General features: G+C 62.8%; 15 protein-coding genes and 1 pseudogene. 7 read left to right on the top strand and 9 right to left on the bottom strand.

All coding sequences use genetic code 11. The annotated features are described in order from the left end of the window. Positions 1-2: 2 nt before the first annotated feature. From hscB to uvrB, 6 genes are all read right to left on the bottom strand, one after another. The gene (gene hscB, locus CLU86_RS07075) at positions 3-521 is read right to left on the bottom strand and encodes a Fe-S protein assembly co-chaperone HscB (RefSeq protein WP_099741115.1); all 519 of its coding nucleotides are present in this window, start codon (positions 519-521) and stop codon (positions 3-5) included. 103 nt (positions 522-624) lie between these two features. Next, positions 625-948 (bottom strand): iron-sulfur cluster assembly protein IscA, encoded by a 324-nt coding sequence (gene iscA, locus CLU86_RS07070; RefSeq protein ID WP_099655411.1) that lies wholly within the window; start codon positions 946-948, stop codon positions 625-627. Between the two features lie 4 nt (positions 949-952). Then, positions 953-1,348, bottom strand: a complete 396-nt coding sequence (gene iscU, locus CLU86_RS07065; protein WP_099655410.1) for a Fe-S cluster assembly scaffold IscU — start codon at positions 1,346-1,348, stop codon at positions 953-955. A gap of 27 nt (positions 1,349-1,375) precedes the next feature. Next, positions 1,376-2,596 carry an IscS subfamily cysteine desulfurase gene (locus CLU86_RS07060; protein WP_099741114.1) on the bottom strand — a complete coding sequence of 407 codons (1,221 nt, stop codon included), beginning with the start codon at positions 2,594-2,596 and terminating at the stop codon, positions 1,376-1,378. 112 nt (positions 2,597-2,708) lie between these two features. Beyond that, complete coding sequence (gene iscR, locus CLU86_RS07055) at positions 2,709-3,245, bottom strand: Fe-S cluster assembly transcriptional regulator IscR (protein ID WP_099655408.1); 537 nt, start codon at positions 3,243-3,245, stop codon at positions 2,709-2,711. A gap of 245 nt (positions 3,246-3,490) precedes the next feature. Further along, a complete protein-coding gene (gene uvrB / locus CLU86_RS07050; RefSeq protein WP_099741113.1) occupies positions 3,491-5,581 on the bottom strand; it encodes an excinuclease ABC subunit UvrB in 2,091 nt (696 codons plus the stop codon). Between the two features lie 105 nt (positions 5,582-5,686). Between uvrB and CLU86_RS07045 the strand changes: the two genes are divergently transcribed. Then, the gene (locus tag CLU86_RS07045) at positions 5,687-6,895 is read left to right on the top strand and encodes an amino acid aminotransferase (RefSeq protein ID WP_099741112.1); all 1,209 of its coding nucleotides are present in this window, start codon (positions 5,687-5,689) and stop codon (positions 6,893-6,895) included. Then, positions 6,879-7,508, top strand: a complete 630-nt coding sequence (locus CLU86_RS07040; RefSeq protein ID WP_099741111.1) for a nucleotidyltransferase family protein — start codon at positions 6,879-6,881, stop codon at positions 7,506-7,508. The genes CLU86_RS07045 and CLU86_RS07040 overlap by 17 nt, the downstream gene beginning before the upstream one ends. Before the next feature lie 73 nt (positions 7,509-7,581). Here the strand turns inward: CLU86_RS07040 and ygiD are convergent, their stop codons facing one another. Continuing rightward, positions 7,582-8,484: a 4,5-DOPA dioxygenase extradiol gene (gene ygiD, locus CLU86_RS07035; RefSeq protein ID WP_099741110.1), complete on the bottom strand. Its 903-nt coding sequence runs from the start codon at positions 8,482-8,484 to the stop codon at positions 7,582-7,584. Between the two features lie 148 nt (positions 8,485-8,632). On the opposite strand from ygiD, the gene CLU86_RS07030 reads away from it, so the two are divergent. The 3 genes from CLU86_RS07030 to CLU86_RS07020 all read left to right on the top strand — a co-directional run bounded on the left by CLU86_RS07030 (position 8,633) and on the right by CLU86_RS07020 (position 11,150). Further along, positions 8,633-9,523, top strand: a complete 891-nt coding sequence (locus CLU86_RS07030; RefSeq protein ID WP_099743373.1) for a CoA transferase — start codon at positions 8,633-8,635, stop codon at positions 9,521-9,523. A 45-nt stretch (positions 9,524-9,568) separates the two neighbouring features. After that, positions 9,569-10,312 (top strand): DUF1294 domain-containing protein, encoded by a 744-nt coding sequence (locus CLU86_RS07025; RefSeq protein ID WP_099741109.1) that lies wholly within the window; start codon positions 9,569-9,571, stop codon positions 10,310-10,312. A gap of 391 nt (positions 10,313-10,703) precedes the next feature. Continuing rightward, a complete protein-coding gene (locus CLU86_RS07020; protein WP_233194857.1) occupies positions 10,704-11,150 on the top strand; it encodes a hypothetical protein in 447 nt (148 codons plus the stop codon). Positions 11,151-11,287: 137 nt separating this feature from the next. Here the strand turns inward: CLU86_RS07020 and CLU86_RS07015 are convergent, their stop codons facing one another. Beyond that, positions 11,288-13,693 carry a YgiQ family radical SAM protein gene (locus CLU86_RS07015; protein ID WP_099741108.1) on the bottom strand — a complete coding sequence of 802 codons (2,406 nt, stop codon included), beginning with the start codon at positions 13,691-13,693 and terminating at the stop codon, positions 11,288-11,290. A gap of 197 nt (positions 13,694-13,890) precedes the next feature. Between CLU86_RS07015 and CLU86_RS07010 the strand changes: the two are divergent. Next, positions 13,891-14,358, top strand: a pseudogene (locus CLU86_RS07010) (GNAT family N-acetyltransferase); the annotation flags it as partial. An 18-nt stretch (positions 14,359-14,376) separates the two neighbouring features. After that, complete coding sequence (locus CLU86_RS07005; RefSeq protein ID WP_099743371.1) at positions 14,377-14,889, top strand: GNAT family N-acetyltransferase; 513 nt, start codon at positions 14,377-14,379, stop codon at positions 14,887-14,889. 47 nt (positions 14,890-14,936) lie between these two features. On the opposite strand, the gene CLU86_RS07000 is transcribed toward CLU86_RS07005, so the two are convergent. Beyond that, positions 14,937-15,125, bottom strand: coding sequence for a hypothetical protein (locus CLU86_RS07000; RefSeq protein WP_099741107.1), 189 nt, complete (start codon positions 15,123-15,125; stop codon positions 14,937-14,939). Between the last annotated feature and the right edge of the window lie 129 nt (positions 15,126-15,254).

Here is a 15,254-nt window from a genome sequence, read left to right as displayed (position 1 = left end):
CGCTATTGTCCCAGTTGCTCGCGGCGGCGCTCGATATCGTCTGCAAATCGCGCAATGAACATGAGGGCTCTCACCTGTTGCGCAGCGCTGGCATAGTCTTGCTGCTGGTCTATCAGCACCTCGCACCGCGCCAGCCCCGCTTTGCGGGCCTGCATGACTTCATCGTCCAGGGCATCCATCGCCGCAGCCGCCTGGGCATCTTCCAGGGTTTCACGCCACTCCATTTGCTGCATCAAGAATGCTGCGGGCATGGCCGTGTTGTCTTCTGCCTGTATGGGTGCACCACGCAATTCGCACAAGTAGGCAGCACGGCGCAGTGGTTCTTTAAGGCGCTGATAGGCCTCATTGATGCGCACCGACCATTGCATGGCCACCCGCTGCGCAGCGGCGCCTTGGGCTGCGAACTTGTCTGGGTGGGCCTGCCGCTGCAGTTCCTTCCAGCGCGCGTCCAGAGCGGGACGGTCTTGTGCAAAGCGCTCAGCGATGCCAAAAAGTTCGAAGTCGTTGGACTGCAGGTTCATGCCATGCCTGGATAGGAAGATCGGTACGCATCAAGAAAAAACCGCCAGCACAAAGCGCGGTGGCGGTTTCACACGGAGGGCCTTCGCGAGAAGGCTGCCTGGCTCAGACGCGGAAGCTTTCTCCGCAGCCGCACCGGTCGCGCTCGTTGGGGTTGTTGAACTTGAAGCCTTCGTTCAGGCCTTCGCGTACAAAGTCCAACTCGGTTCCGTCGATGTACGCCAGGCTTTTGGGGTCGATCAAGACCTTGACGCCATGGTTTTCAAAGACGATGTCTTCTGGCTCGGTGTCATCCACGTACTCCAGCTTGTAAGCCAAGCCGGAGCAGCCCGTCGTCTTGACGCCCAGTCGCACACCCACGCCCTTGCCACGGCGGGCAAGGTACCGGCTCACGTGTCGCGCTGCAGCTTCTGTCAGGGTGATAGCCATCGCGTCAGGCTGCGGCACCCGCATGTTTGGCCTTGTAGTCGTTCACTGCGGCCTTGATGGCGTCTTCCGCCAGGATGGAGCAGTGGATCTTGACCGGGGGCAGCGCCAATTCTTCGGCAATCACGCTGTTTTTGAGAGCTGCCGCTTCGTCCAGCGTCTTGCCCTTGACCCACTCGGTCACCAGTGACGACGAGGCAATGGCGGAGCCGCAGCCATAGGTTTTGAAGCGCGCGTCTTCGATCACACCGGTCTGGGGGTTCACCTTGATCTGCAGCTTCATCACGTCACCGCAGGCTGGAGCGCCCACCATGCCGGTGCCCACAGATTCATCACCCTTGTCGAAAGAGCCCACATTGCGGGGGTTTTCGTAATGGTCAACCACTTTGTCAGAATAAGCCATGGCAAGTCCTTTGGTCGGTTTGGGCGCTCAGTGCGCGGCCCATTGAATGGTGCTCAGATCCACGCCATCCTTGAACATCTCCCACAGGGGGCTGAGTTCACGCAGCCGGGCCACGTTCTCGCGGATGGTGGAAATCGCGTAGTCAATCTCTTCTTCGGTCGTGAAGCGACCGATGGTCATGCGCAAGCTGCTGTGCGCCAATTCGTCGCTGCGGCCCAGGGCGCGCAGCACATAGCTGGGCTCCAGGCTGGCGGATGTGCAAGCAGAGCCCGACGACACGGCCAAGCCCTTGATGCCCATGATGAGCGATTCGCCTTCAACGAAGTTGAAGCTCATGTTGAGGTTTTGCGGCACACGGCGTTCCATGCTGCCGTTGATGAACACCTGCTCGATGTCCTTCAGGCCGTCCAGCAGGCGCTGCTGCAATGCGCGCGCCTTGGCATTGCCTTCGATCATTTCTTCCTTGGCAATGCGGAAGGCCTCGCCCATACCCACGATCTGGTGCGTGGGCAAGGTGCCCGAACGCATGCCGCGCTCGTGACCGCCGCCATGCATCTGGGCTTCGAGGCGCACGCGGGGCTTGCGGCGCACATACAAAGCACCAATGCCTTTGGGGCCGTATGTTTTGTGAGCTGTCATGCTCATCAGGTCAACCGGCAGCGTGGCCATGTCGATCTCCACACGCCCTGTCGCCTGCGCAGCATCGACATGCAGCAGGATGCCTTTTTCGCGGCACAGAGAGCCGATGGCCGGAATATCCTGGATCACGCCGATTTCGTTGTTCACGAACAGGATGCTGATCAGAATAGTGTCTGGGCGGATGGCCGCTTTCAGCGCGTCCATGTTGACCAGGCCGTCTTCCTGCACATCCAGGTAAGTCACATCAAAACCTTGGCGTTCCAGCTCACGCATGGTGTCGAGCACAGCTTTGTGTTCGGTCTTGAGCGTGATGAGGTGCTTGCCCTTGCCTTTGTAGAACTGGGCTGCGCCCTTGAGGGCCAGATTGATCGACTCTGTGGCGCCGCTGGTCCAGACGATCTCGCGGGGGTCGGCACCAATCAAGTCGGCCACCTGGACGCGTGCGTTTTCCACGGCCTCTTCCGCTTCCCAGCCCCAGGCATGGCTGCGGGAAGCCGGGTTGCCGAAATGCTCACGCAACCAGGGAATCATCGCATCCACTACGCGTGGGTCTACAGGGGTGGTCGCACCGTAGTCGAGATAAATAGGAAAGTGAGGAGTCATGTGGATCGCTGGCTCAGTTGGCGTTTCTGGCTGGCAGCAAAAAACGGTTGGCGTTGAGAAAACAGTGAAAAACGTTCAAGGCGCTGCCGGCCCCAAGGCCCTGTTCAGCGCAGCCCCATCAGGACTTGGCGAAAACGTTGCCGAGTGCAAACACCGAGTTGGGGGCGTTCACACGGATGGGTTTGACCACGGGCGTGGTGGAAATAGCGCGGCGCACCACCGGCTTGTCTTCAATCTGCACGCCCTTGGCCAGTTGCTCATCAACCAGCTTTTGGAGGGTGACCGAATCCAGAAACTCCACCATGCGCTGGTTCAGCGATGCCCACAGCTCGTGGGTCATGCAGCGACCGGCTTCGCCCAGGCAGTTTTCTTTGCCGCCGCATTGGGTGGCATCAATGGGCTCATCCACAGAGACAATGATGTCGGCGACAGTGATTTCGCCCGCCTTGCGGGCCAGTGTGTATCCACCGCCAGGGCCACGGGTGGATTCCACCAATTCATGGCGGCGCAGCTTGCCGAACAACTGCTCAAGGTAAGACAGGGAAATTTGTTGGCGCTGGCTGATGGCTGCCAGTGTGACGGGGCCGTTGTTCTGGCGCAGGGCCAAGTCGATCATGGCGGTGACTGCAAACCGGCCTTTGGTGGTGAGACGCATGGAAAGCTCCTTGTGCTGAGGCTCGTTCGTTAAAGAAACTGCCTGCGCTGGCGAGTGGTCAGCACGGGCACCGTCTCCGCCCCTTACTCCGCACAGCTTTGCCTGCCACGGAGCCCTTCATCGTTGGGCTTTGTTCTTGAGTATTTTGTAAGAGTATACCACAAATCCCTATCGAATTGGTCGGATTAAGAAACCAACGGGTCACGAATTCGCCAGCCACGTATTGACCTGGACAAGACCGGGACTCACAGCGCCACGGAGTCTCCGCCATGCGCCCCGAAAGCGCGGTCCTTGAGTTGACTCAATTGGTCGCGCACGCGGGCTGCCTGCTCAAATTCCAGGTTCCGCGCATGCTCCAGCATCAGCTTTTCCAGGCGCTTGATTTCTTTGGCAATGTCTTTCTCTGACATTTCTTCCACCTGGGCGCGCTGCATGGCTTCTTGCTCCAGCCGCTCGGCATCCTTGCCCGCTTTTTCGCTGTAGACCCCGTCAATCAGGTCTCTTACCCTCTTGACAATGCTGCGCGGTGTGATGCCGTGGGCTTCGTTGTGCGCAATCTGCTTGATGCGTCGGCGCTCCGTCTCCCCCATGGCCTTTTTCATCGACTCGGTGATGCGGTCTGCGTACAGAATCGCCCGGCCGTTGAGGTTGCGCGCCGCCCGGCCAATGGTCTGGATCAGGCTGCGCTCGGCGCGCAAAAAGCCTTCTTTGTCGGCATCCAGAATCGCCACGAGCGAGACCTCTGGAATGTCCAGCCCCTCGCGCAGCAAGTTGATACCCACCAGCACATCAAAGGCCCCAAGACGCAGATCGCGGATGATTTCCACCCGTTCCACCGTGTCCACATCGCTGTGCAGGTAGCGCACCTTCACCCCGTTGTCGGTAAGGTAGTCCGTCAGCTGCTCGGCCATGCGCTTGGTCAGTGTGGTGATGAGCACGCGCTCGTGCTTTTCAACGCGGATGCGGATTTCCTGCAGCACATCGTCCACCTGGTGCGTGGCGGGGCGCACCTCCACAATCGGGTCAACCAACCCGGTGGGTCGCACCACCTGGTCCACGACCTGGCCGGAGTGCGTCTTTTCATAGTCGGCCGGGGTGGCCGTCACAAAGATGGCCTGTCGCATGCGCTGCTCAAACTCTTCAAACTTAAGGGGTCGGTTGTCCATGGCCGAAGGCAGGCGAAACCCGTACTCGACCAACGTGGTCTTGCGCGCCCGGTCGCCGTTGTACATGGCCGAGAGCTGCCCGATCATCTGGTGGCTCTCGTCCAGGAACATCAGAGAGTTTTTGGGCATGTAGTCGGTCAGCGTGCTGGGCGGGTCGCCGGGCGCTGCGCCCGAAAGGTGGCGCGTGTAGTTTTCAATGCCCTTGCAGTGCCCTACTTCACTCAGCATCTCCAGATCAAACCGGGTGCGCTGCTCCAGGCGCTGCGCCTCCACCAGCTTGCCATCGCCCACCAGTTGCTTAAGGCGCTCTGCCAACTCGACCTTGATGGTCTCCACCGCCGCCAGCACCTTGTCGCGTGGCGTCACGTAGTGGCTGCTGGGGTACACGGTAAAGCGCGGGATCTTTTGTTTGACGCGCCCCGTGAGCGGGTCAAACAACTGCAGAGTCTCGATCTCGTCATCAAACAACTCGATGCGGATGGCCAGCTCGGAATGTTCGGCCGGAAACACATCGATGGTGTCGCCCCGCACGCGGAACTTGCCGCGCGAAAAATCCGCCTCATTGCGCTGGTACTGCATGCGGATCAGCTGGGCGATCACATCGCGCTGGCCCAGCTTGTCACCGCTGCGCAGCGTCATCACCATGCGGTGGTAACTCTCTGGCTCGCCAATACCGTAGATGGCAGACACCGTGGCCACAATGACCACGTCTTTGCGCTCCATCAGGCTCTTGGTGCACGACAGGCGCATCTGCTCAATGTGCTCGTTGATGGCGCTGTCTTTCTCAATGAAAAGATCGCGCTGCGGCACATAGGCCTCGGGCTGGTAGTAGTCGTAGTAGCTCACGAAGTACTCGACAGCGTTCTTGGGGAAGAACTCGCGAAACTCGCTGTACAACTGCGCCGCCAGTGTTTTGTTGGGCGCAAACACAATGGCGGGGCGACCCATGCGTGCGATCACATTGGCCATGGTGAAGGTCTTGCCCGAGCCCGTCACACCCAGCAGCGTCTGAAACGCCTCACCATCCCGCAACCCCTCTACCAGCTTGGCAATGGCCTCGGGCTGGTCGCCCGCAGGGGGGTACGGCTGAAACAGCTCAAAAGGCGAATCAGGAAAGCGAACGAACTCGCCCTCTTGCGCGGGCGGTATGGATTCAGTCAATTCCAGCATGGATGTCGTCAACGGTTGGTGTGGGCAGGCCGTTAAAATCGGCGGAACCCGGCACAGTACACCACGCCCGGATTCTTCGCTACTGACAACCTTTCAAGGATTTTCATGTCTCTGTTCACCGCCGTCGAAATGGCCCCCCGCGACCCCATCCTGGGTCTGAACGAACAATTCAACGCAGACACCAACCCCAACAAGGTCAACCTGGGCGTGGGCGTGTATTTCGACGACAACGGCAAGCTGCCCCTGCTGCAATGCGTGCAAGCCGCTGAAAAAGCCATGATGGACAAGCCCACCGCCCGTGGCTACCTGCCCATCGACGGCATTGCTGCCTACGACGCCGCCGTGAAGGGCCTGGTCTTCGGCGCTGAGTCCGACGTCGTCAAGAGCGGCCGCGTGGCCACCGTGCAAGCCATTGGCGGCACCGGCGGCCTGAAGATCGGTGCCGACTTCCTCAAGAAGATCAGCCCCAACGCCACCGTGCTGATTTCTGACCCCAGCTGGGAAAACCACCGCGCGCTGTTCACCAACGCCGGCTTCCCGGTGGACACCTACCCCTACTTCGACCAAAGCGCCAACGGCGGCCTGGGCGGCATCAACTTCGAAGGCATGCTGGCCAAGCTGAAGGCCGCTGCGGCGGGCACCATCGTGCTGCTGCACGCTTGCTGCCACAACCCCACCGGCTACGACATCACCGCTGCCCAATGGGAGCAAGTGATTGCCGTGGTGAAGGAACGCAACCTCACTGCCTTCTTGGACATGGCCTACCAAGGCTTTGGCTACGGCATCGCTGAAGACGGCGCCGTGATCGCCAAGTTCGTGGCCGCCGGCCTGAACATCTTCGTGTCGACCAGCTTCTCCAAGAGCTTCAGCCTGTACGGCGAGCGCGTGGGGGCCCTGAGCGTGGTCGGCAGCAGCAAGGAAGAAACCGACCGCGTGCTGAGCCAGCTGAAGATCGCCATCCGCACCAACTACTCCAACCCACCCACCCACGGTGGCGCCATCGTGGCCGCTGTGCTGGGCAACCCCGAACTGCGCACCCTGTGGGAAAAGGAACTGGGCGAAATGCGCGTGCGCATCAAGGCCATGCGCCAAAAGCTGGTTGATGGCCTGAAGGCCGCTGGCGTGACCAAGGATATGTCCTTCATCACCACCCAGATCGGCATGTTCAGCTACTCCGGCCTGTCCAAAGACCAAATGGTGCGCCTGCGCAGCGAGTTCGGCGTGTACGGCACGGACACAGGCCGCATGTGCGTGGCTGCGCTCAACAGCAAGAACATCGACTACGTCTGCCAGGCCATTGCCAAGGTCATCTGATCTGACTGAAGAAGCGGCGCTTCGGCGCCGATTCACGAGCGAAACGCTCCAGAACCCGCACAACGCGGCCATTCTGGAGCGTTTGCCGCTTTTGGGCCTGCCGGATGCATGGTTGGTGGCTGGCTGCCTCTTTCAGACAGTGTGGAACCTGCACTGCGGCTTTGCACCCACGGCGCATATCAAGGACTACGACCTGTTTTACTTTGATGCGTCAGATATGTCTGAAGCGGCAGAGCAGCAGGTGCAAGCCCGTGTCTCCGCCCTCTTTGCCGACCTTCCCATCACCGTGGAGGCCAAGAACCAGGCCCGCGTGCACCTTTGGTACGAACAGTGGTTCGGCTACCCCTACGAAGCGTTGCAGTCTGCCCGCCAGGGGATTGAGCGGTTTCTGGTGCCCTGCACCTGCGTAGGCTTGCAACCCGCAGCGCGGGCCGCAGCGCCTGCCCTGTATGCGCCCTATGGTCTGCAGGAGTTGTATAGCGGCATTTTGCGCCCCAACCCGCAGTGCCCACACTTGCCGTTGTTCAAGGCCAAGGCGCAAAGCTACCAAGAGCGCTGGACTTGGCTGGACATTCAGGAGACGCTGGCTGATGACCAGCCCAGCCACTCATAGAATTTATGTCTTTTAGGCCACTAGCGCTTTAAACATAAGCGCTAGCAGCTATCAAAAAAAGAGCAATCTTCCCTCACCCCCACAGCACCGACCGCATCGAAATCGATGCCGACTGGTAGCCTGTGTTGAAAAACCGTGGCATCTCCGTGGGCTGCACAGCGCCTGCGGCGTACAGAAGAGGCAGGTAGTGCTCGTGCGTGGGGTGCGCCTGTTTGGCGACGGCACCCAGGCCCAGAAAGTCCTGCAACGCGCCCAGCTGGCCTTTCTTGATCTGCTCTTGCACCACGGTGTCGAACTCGGCAGCCCAGTCATAAGCCTCGTTGGCGGCGCTGCCCCGGCGCGTAACGCGCAGGTTGTGCACGATGTTGCCGCTGCCCACAATCAGCACCCCGCGCTCGCGCAGGCGTTGAAGCTGCTGGCCCAGCGCGTAATGCTCGGCAGGCGGGCGGCTGTAGTCCATGCTCAGCTGCAGCACCGGGATATGGGCCTTGGGGAACATGGGCTTGAGCACCGACCAAGTCCCGTGGTCCAGACCCCACTCGCTCTCATCCACGCCCAGTGCCGTGCCGGTGGCAGGAGACTTCAGCTCAGCTGCCAGGCCACGGGCCACGGCAGGGGCACCGGGGGCTGGGTACTGCTGGTCAAACAATTCCTGAGGAAAGCCACCAAAATCGTGAATGGTCTTGGGGCTGGCCATGCCCGTGAGCTGCCAGCCGCCGCTTGTGAGCCAGTGGGCCGATACGCACAAGATCAACTGCGGCTGCACGGCGCGGGCCAGCAGCTCGCTGCCCACGGCCTGCCAGCTGCGGCGCCACGCGTTGTCTTCAATGGCGTTCATGGGGCTGCCATGGCCCACAAACAGCACCGGCATGCGGGGCGATGGCTTGAGGGCTTGCAGCAGCGGCAAGCCCGCTGCGCTGGACAAAGAGGTCATGAAGGCTCCCGAGGAAGCGGCCAGCCCTGCCAGGGCGGCCAAAGAGGTTCTGCGTTGCATAGGGCAAAGGCGAAGGGAGCTACCGTAACAAATTATGTATAACCCGGTGAAGGACGCCGCGCCCCAGGCAAAGTTCCTTCTTTCACTGGGTTCTCAGCCCCTTCAATTGCCCGCCATTCCCCCATTTGCCATGCCCACCCTGCCCTTCCAGCCGCTGCGCGGCACCCGCATCCTGAGCCTGGCGCTCAACCTGCCTGGCCCCGCCGCCTTGCTGCGCTGTGCACGCATGGGCGCCATCTGCACCAAGCTCGAAGCACCCGCCACCCCGCCCCACCCCAGCGCTGACCCCATGGCGCTGTACAGCCCCCAGGCCTACAGCGACATGCACCAGGGCATCGCCGTGCTGCAGGCCCACCTCAAGACGGACGACGGCCAGGCCACGCTGCATGCCGAGCTGGCGCGCACCGACGTGCTGATCACCTCCTTTCGCCCATCGGCCCTGGCCAAGCTGGGCCTGGGCTGGGCGGCATTGCATGCGCGCTACCCCCGCTTATCGGTGGTGCAGATCGTGGGGGCCGCAGGCACGCGTGCCGAAGAGCCCGGCCACGACCTCACCTACCTGGCCGACGCAGGCTTGTTGGCAGGCACCGACATGCCCCCCACGCTCTACGCCGACATGGGCGGCGCCCTGATGGCCAGCGAGGCCGTACTGCAAGCCCTGCTGGGCCGCGCTCAGACCGGCGAAGGCCAGCAGCTGGAAGTGGCCCTGGCCGACGCTGCAGCCTGGCTGGCCCAGCCACACCACTGGGGGCTGACCACCCCAGACGGTGACGTGGGCGGAGCGCACGCGGGCTACCGCATCTACCCCTGCGCCAATGGCCGCGTGGCCGTGGCTGCGCTGGAACCCCACTTTGCCGCCCGCCTGTGTGCCGCCGCAGGCCTGCCCGCACAGGGCGATGCCGCCACCTTGCGCGCCCCAGCCACCCATGTGGCGGTGGCCGCCTTCATCGCCACCCAGACACGCGCCCAACTGGATGCGCTGGCGCAAACGCAGGACATTCCGCTGCACACGCTGCCTTGAGCACAGATTGCGCCCCCCTTCAACCCTGTTCTCCGTATTTTCGGCATGCAAAAGCAAGGCACCATCACCCGCTGGGACAGCACCCGCGCGTTCGGCTTCATTCGCAGCCCTGGCGGCACGGCCGATGTGTTTTTTCACCTCAAGGACTTTCGCAGCACCACACCCCCACGCGAGGGGATGGCGGTGGTGTATGACGACGTGCATGTGGGCGGCAAAGGCCCACGTGCCGTGGCGGTGCAGCCCGCGGGGGCTATGGCCACTGCGGCGCCCAGCCCCCGTTCGCCGGGTGCTGCGCGTAACGGGCAACGCCCACGCCCCACCGCCAGCAAAGCATTGCCCCACCCCGATACCGCCCGTGCCCCTCGCTCGGCAGCGCGCCCGTTGCACCCATCGGCCCGAGCCCGTGCGGGCGGCGGCCGACCCGCGGCGGGCGCTGGGCTGGCTTACGCGCTCATGCTGCTGTGGGCGGGCATGCTCGCTTGGGGACTGTGGACGCAGCGCTTGCCCCTGTGGGTGCTCGGCGCCCTGGTGGCCCTGAATGCGCTGACCCTGTGGGTGTATGCAGCAGACAAAAATGCTGCCCAGAGCGACGGCTGGCGCACCTCGGAGAAAAACCTGCACACCCTCGGCCTGTTGGGCGGCTGGCCCGCGGCCTGGCTCGCGCAACAAAGCATGCGCCACAAATCCAGCAAGGCGGCGTTCCGCGCCATGTACTGGCTCACCATCGTGTTGCACTGCGCGGCCCTGGGGGCGTGGGTGAGTGGCTGGCTGGGTTCACAGCTGGGCTAAGCCGCCCCCCCGGCGGCGTGCACTGGGCAGTGCTAGCCTATTTTCAAAATTGATAGCTGCCAGCGCTTATTGCATAAGCCCTAGAGGCAAATATTGCAGGATTTCCCCACATGCAGTGCTGAAGGCGCTAGTGTCCTGAGTTGGCAGCTCGTTGATGAAATAAAGAGGTCGAAATCGTCGTCAGGCAAGGCGCAAACCGCAGCGATAGCCGTAGCTATCGCGAGGATTTGCAACGCAGCATGGCGGCGATTCTCGGCATCTTTATGAAACGAATCTCCCACTCAGGACACTAGGTGCTTGCCGCCGACAAGCGTCCAGCCTCTTGGCCTACATAGCCCGGCGCCCTCCCACGATCCAATCCAAGGTTCTGAAACCTTTACGGGAGACGCCCATGAAACCCCTCGTCATCGATTCCACCCTGACCCAGGCTGGCGGCATGTTCTACCCCACAGGCCATGTGTTTGCCCTCTTTCCGGACGAAGGCTGTGTGCGCCAGGTGGCGGCAGAGCTGGAAGCCCTGCCCAACACCGGTGAGACCGCCTACGCCCGCCCAGAAATCATCTTGCAAGACCTGGTGCGCACCGAAGGGGCCGCGGGCGGCACCTTGCCCACCACGGGGCTGGAGGGCGAACACCTGCGCCGCATGGGCGCCCTGGCCCGCCAGGGGCACCACGGTCTGCTCATCACCGTGAGCGACGCCGAGGCCGACACCCAGGCCCTGGCCAACGTGCTGCAAGCCGCTGGTGCCACAGCCGCATTCCATTACCTGAGCTTTCGCATTGCCAACCTGCTAGCCGATGCCAGTGCCGATGCCACCCCGCAGGTAGCGGTGGCCTAAACCGCACGGCGCAGCCCTGTAGCGCGACGCCCCACAAGGCGTTGCCGGCTCAGCAGGGTTTAAGCAAAAGAAGCTGCCAGCGCTTATTTAATAAGCGCTGGCAGCTTCTTTTTTGATAGCAAACGCTGCGTGTGCAATCAGCGGGGCTTGCGTGCCGGCGGCTTGCCGCCACCGGTGACACGGGGCGGCAGGCCGGTGTGCTGCGTGAGCAAGCGGCCCTTTTGGGGCTGGCCTGACGGGCTGGGCTTTGCAGCTTTGCCTTGCACAGCTGCCACAGCGGGCTTGCCCACAGGCGTGGAGTTTTTGCGCCGTGCGCTTTGGTAGCCACCGTCCGTCAAGGGCTGGAAGGTCGGGATCAGGTGGTGCTTGCCGTTGCCGATCAAGTCCGCCCTGCCCATGGCCTTGAGCGCATCGCGCAGCAGCGGCCAGTTGTTAGGGTCGTGGTAGCGCAAGAAGGCCTTGTGCAGGCGGCGGCGCTTTTCACCGCGCACGATGTCCACCGACTCTTCGGCCGCGTCGCGCATCTGGCGGCGCACGCGGGTCAGCGTGTTGCGGCCTGAGTGGTACATGGCCGTGGCCGTGGCCATGGGACTGGGGTAGAAGGTCTGCACCTGGTCGGCACGGAAACCGTTCTTCTTGAGCCAGATGGCGAGGTTCATCATGTCCTCGTCGCTGGTGCCTGGGTGCGCGGCGATGAAGTACGGGATCAGGAACTGCTTCTTGCCCGCCTCTTCGCTGAACTTTTCAAACAGCTGCTTGAACTTGTCGTAGCTGCCGATGCCCGGCTTCATCATCTTGGTGAGCGGGCCCTGCTCGGTGTGCTCGGGCGCGATCTTGAGGTAGCCGCCCACGTGGTGCTGCACCAGCTCCTTCACGTACTCGGGCGATTTCACGGCCAGGTCGTAGCGCAGGCCCGATCCGATCAGGATCTTCTTGATGCCCTTGAGCGCGCGGCCACGGCGGTAGATCTTGATGAGCGGGCCGTGATCGGTGGTGAGGTTCTGGCAGATGCCGGGGTACACGCAGCTGGGCTTGCGGCAGGCGGCTTCGATCTCGGGGCTGCGGCAGCCCAGGCGGTACATGTTGGCCGTGGGGCCACCCAGGTCGCTGATGGTGCCGGTGAAGCCTTTGACCTTGTCGCGGATGTCCTCGATCTCCTGGATGATGGAATCTTCGGACCGGCTCTGGATGATGCGGCCTTCGTGCTCGGTGATGGAGCAGAAGGTGCAGCCGCCGAAGCAGCCGCGCATGATGTTGATCGAGAAGCGGATCATCTCCCACGCGGGGATCTTGGTGCCGTGGTCGTGGCTGCCGTTCTCGTCGGCATAGCTCGGGTGCGGGCCGCGTGCATAGGGCAAATCAAACACGTAGTCCATCTCGGCCGTGGTCAGCGGGATGGGCGGCGGGTTGAGCCACACGTCGCGCGCCGTGACCCCTTCGCCATGCGCCTGCACCATGGCACGGGCGTTGCCGGGGTTGGTTTCCAGGTGCATCACGCGGTTGGCGTGGGCGTAGAGCACGGGGTCGCTTTTCACCTGCTCGTAGCTGGGCAGGCGGATCACGGTCTTCTCGCGCGGGGGCACCTTCAGCTTGGCCCGCAGTGCCGGGTTGGGCACAAACTGGATGGGCTGGATCGCCGGATTGGCATCAATTTGGCCGTTAGCGCCCGTCCCACCAGCGCTGGCAGCTCCTGAATCAGGAGCATCTTCTTTGCTGCAAGTGCTCCCTTGCGAGGCGGCTTGCTCGCTGGTGGTCATGTAGGGGTTGATGTGCGCTTCTACCGGGCCGGGCTCGTCCACGGTGGTGGAATCGATCTCAAACCAGCCCTTGCCGCTTTCGTCGTCGGGGCGGCGCACAAAGGCCGTGCCGCGCACGTCGGTGATCTGCTCCACGGGTTCACGCGCTGCCAGGCGGTGGGCCACCTCCACCAGGGCTCGTTCGGCGTTGCCATACAGCAGCAGGTCGCACTTGGCATCCACCACGATAGAGCGGCGCACCTTGTCGCTCCAGTAGTCGTAGTGGGCGATGCGGCGCAGGCTGCCTTCGATGCCGCCCAGGATGATGGGCACGTCCTTGAACGCCTCGCGGCAGCGCTGGCTGTAGACGATGGCCGCGCGGTCGGGGCGCTTGCCGCCCACATCGCCGGGGGTGTAAGCATCGTCGCTGCGGATCTTGCGGTCAGCGGTGTACCGGTTGATCATCGAATCCATGTTGCCCGCCGTCACGCCCCAGAACAGGTTGGGCTTGCCCAGCACCTTGAAAGGGTCGGCGCTTTGCCAGTCGGGCTGGGCGATGATGCCCACGCGAAAGCCCTGGGCTTCGAGCGTGCGGCCGATCACGGCCATGCCAAAGCTGGGGTGGTCCACATAGGCGTCGCCGGTGACCAGGATGATGTCGCAGCTGTCCCAGCCCAGTTTCTCCATCTCGGCGCGGCTCATTGGCAAGAACGGGGCCGTGCCAAAGCGTTTGGCCCAGTACGGACGGTAACTGGTCAAAGGCTTTGCGGCGCGCGCAAAAAAGGAGACGTCAACGGGGGCGTTCATGCAAATGGAAATGGCCGCCGAAGAAGCTTGGCGGCCACAGTCATATCGTGGGGAGGCCGCGATTTTACGGCGCCCGCCTGTTTTTGTCGCTGTTCAGGCCGATGGCCCCTCAGGTTGGGGGCCTGTTTCTATACTGATGGACCACCCACACCCTGCCGCCCACCATGACACACCCCACGCCCCCCGGCCCCGTCACCCTTCGCGCGCTGGCCCCCGGCGACCTGGGCTGGGTGGTGCAGCAGCATGGCGAGGTGTACGCCCGCGAGTACGGCTGGAACGGGCAGTTTGAAGCCCTGGTGGCCGATATTGCGGCGCAGTTTGTGCGCAAGTTTCAGCCGCAGTGGGAGCACTGCTGGATCGCTGAACGCGACGGCGAACGCCTGGGCGCCGTGTTTGTGGTGCGCAAAAGCCGCACGGTGGCCCAACTGCGCATGCTGATCCTGGCGCCATCGGCACGCGGCCTGGGGCTGGGGTCACGGCTCACCGACGAGTGCATTGCCTTCGCCCGCGCCAAGGGTTACAAAAAAATGGTGCTCTGGACCAACAGCTGCCTGACCACCGCCCGCCACATCTACGCGCGGCGCGGCTTTGTGCTGCTCAAGTCCGAGCCTTACGATGGTTTCGGTCAGCACTTGGTTGGCGAGACTTGGGCGTTGAAGCTTTAACCGTCGGTGCAGACCACCATGCCTTTAGATCCATCTCCGTTGATTCGCCCCGTCTGCGCTGAAGACGACCTGACTAGTATCACCGCCCTCATCCACGCAGCCTACGCACCGCATGCGGCACAGGGTTTGCGCTACTGGGGCACCCACCAAACGGTAGAAGACACGGCCAAACGCTTTGCCATGGGCATTGGGCTGGTGATGCTGGAGGGTGACGACTATGTGGGCACCGCCACCCTGCGGCGGCCCCAGCCCGAGTCTGCCGTGGTGCTGTACCGCGACCCGCAGGTCTGGTCGCTCAGCCAGTTCTGCATTGCCCCCAGTGCCAAAGGCAAGGGCTACGGCAAGCTGCTGCACACCCACTTGTTGGACGCAGCGCGGCAAGCAGGCGCCACCACCTTGGCACTGGACACCGCCCAGCCCGCGACCGCGCTGATTGCCATGTACGCGTCCTGGGGCTACCGCGTGGTGGGTGAGTGTGACTGGAGGCCCTTCACCAACTACCCCAGCGTGGTGATGGCGCAACCGCTGTAACGCGGCTGGCTATGCCATGCCGCTGCTGCCCATGGGCATCAAGCGGGCTACCACTCGCCCACATCCCGCACCCGCTGCGCCAGGTCCGGGGCTTCATCCCCTGCCCGGTCGGCTGCCACCGCCGCGGCGGCAGGAACGGGCGCTGGCGCCGGGCTAGCGGGCTGGGGGTCTCCACGCCCAAAGGCGTGGTTGGTGAGAGCATGGTGCAGGGTGTTGACAAAAGGCAGGGCGAACATGGCGTCTCCTTCGGTTGGGCTAGACCTTTTCTTCGAACAAGTCCTCAGGCCTTTATCAGCACATGCCACCGCAAACTGCAGCAGGCGCATGCTGTGGTGAAACTATGAACCGAAAGCGCCGCCCTGCCT

The organism is Acidovorax sp. 62, assembly GCF_002754495.1.
Lineage (GTDB): Bacteria > Pseudomonadota > Gammaproteobacteria > Burkholderiales > Burkholderiaceae_C > Acidovorax.
This window is presented reverse-complemented; position numbering and strand designations above follow the sequence as displayed.

Bases quoted from the DNA above. Each gene is read 5' to 3' on its own strand.
- hscB (WP_099741115.1), bottom strand. From the start codon at position 521: ATGAACCTGCAGTCCAACGACTTCGAACTTTTTGGCATCGCTGAGCGC.
- iscA (WP_099655411.1), bottom strand. From the start codon at position 948: ATGGCTATCACCCTGACAGAAGCTGCAGCGCGACACGTGAGCCGGTAC.
- iscU (WP_099655410.1), bottom strand. From the start codon at position 1,348: ATGGCTTATTCTGACAAAGTGGTTGACCATTACGAAAACCCCCGCAAT.
- iscR (WP_099655408.1), bottom strand. From the start codon at position 3,245: ATGCGTCTCACCACCAAAGGCCGGTTTGCAGTCACCGCCATGATCGAC.
- uvrB (WP_099741113.1), bottom strand. From the start codon at position 5,581: ATGCTGGAATTGACTGAATCCATACCGCCCGCGCAAGAGGGCGAGTTC.
- CLU86_RS07045 (WP_099741112.1), top strand. From the start codon at position 5,687: ATGTCTCTGTTCACCGCCGTCGAAATGGCCCCCCGCGACCCCATCCTG.
- CLU86_RS07030 (WP_099743373.1), top strand. From the start codon at position 8,633: ATGCCCACCCTGCCCTTCCAGCCGCTGCGCGGCACCCGCATCCTGAGC.
- CLU86_RS07025 (WP_099741109.1), top strand. From the start codon at position 9,569: ATGCAAAAGCAAGGCACCATCACCCGCTGGGACAGCACCCGCGCGTTC.
- CLU86_RS07020 (WP_233194857.1), top strand. From the start codon at position 10,704: ATGAAACCCCTCGTCATCGATTCCACCCTGACCCAGGCTGGCGGCATG.
- CLU86_RS07015 (WP_099741108.1), bottom strand. From the start codon at position 13,693: ATGAACGCCCCCGTTGACGTCTCCTTTTTTGCGCGCGCCGCAAAGCCT.
- CLU86_RS07005 (WP_099743371.1), top strand. From the start codon at position 14,377: ATGCCTTTAGATCCATCTCCGTTGATTCGCCCCGTCTGCGCTGAAGAC.
- CLU86_RS07000 (WP_099741107.1), bottom strand. From the start codon at position 15,125: ATGTTCGCCCTGCCTTTTGTCAACACCCTGCACCATGCTCTCACCAAC.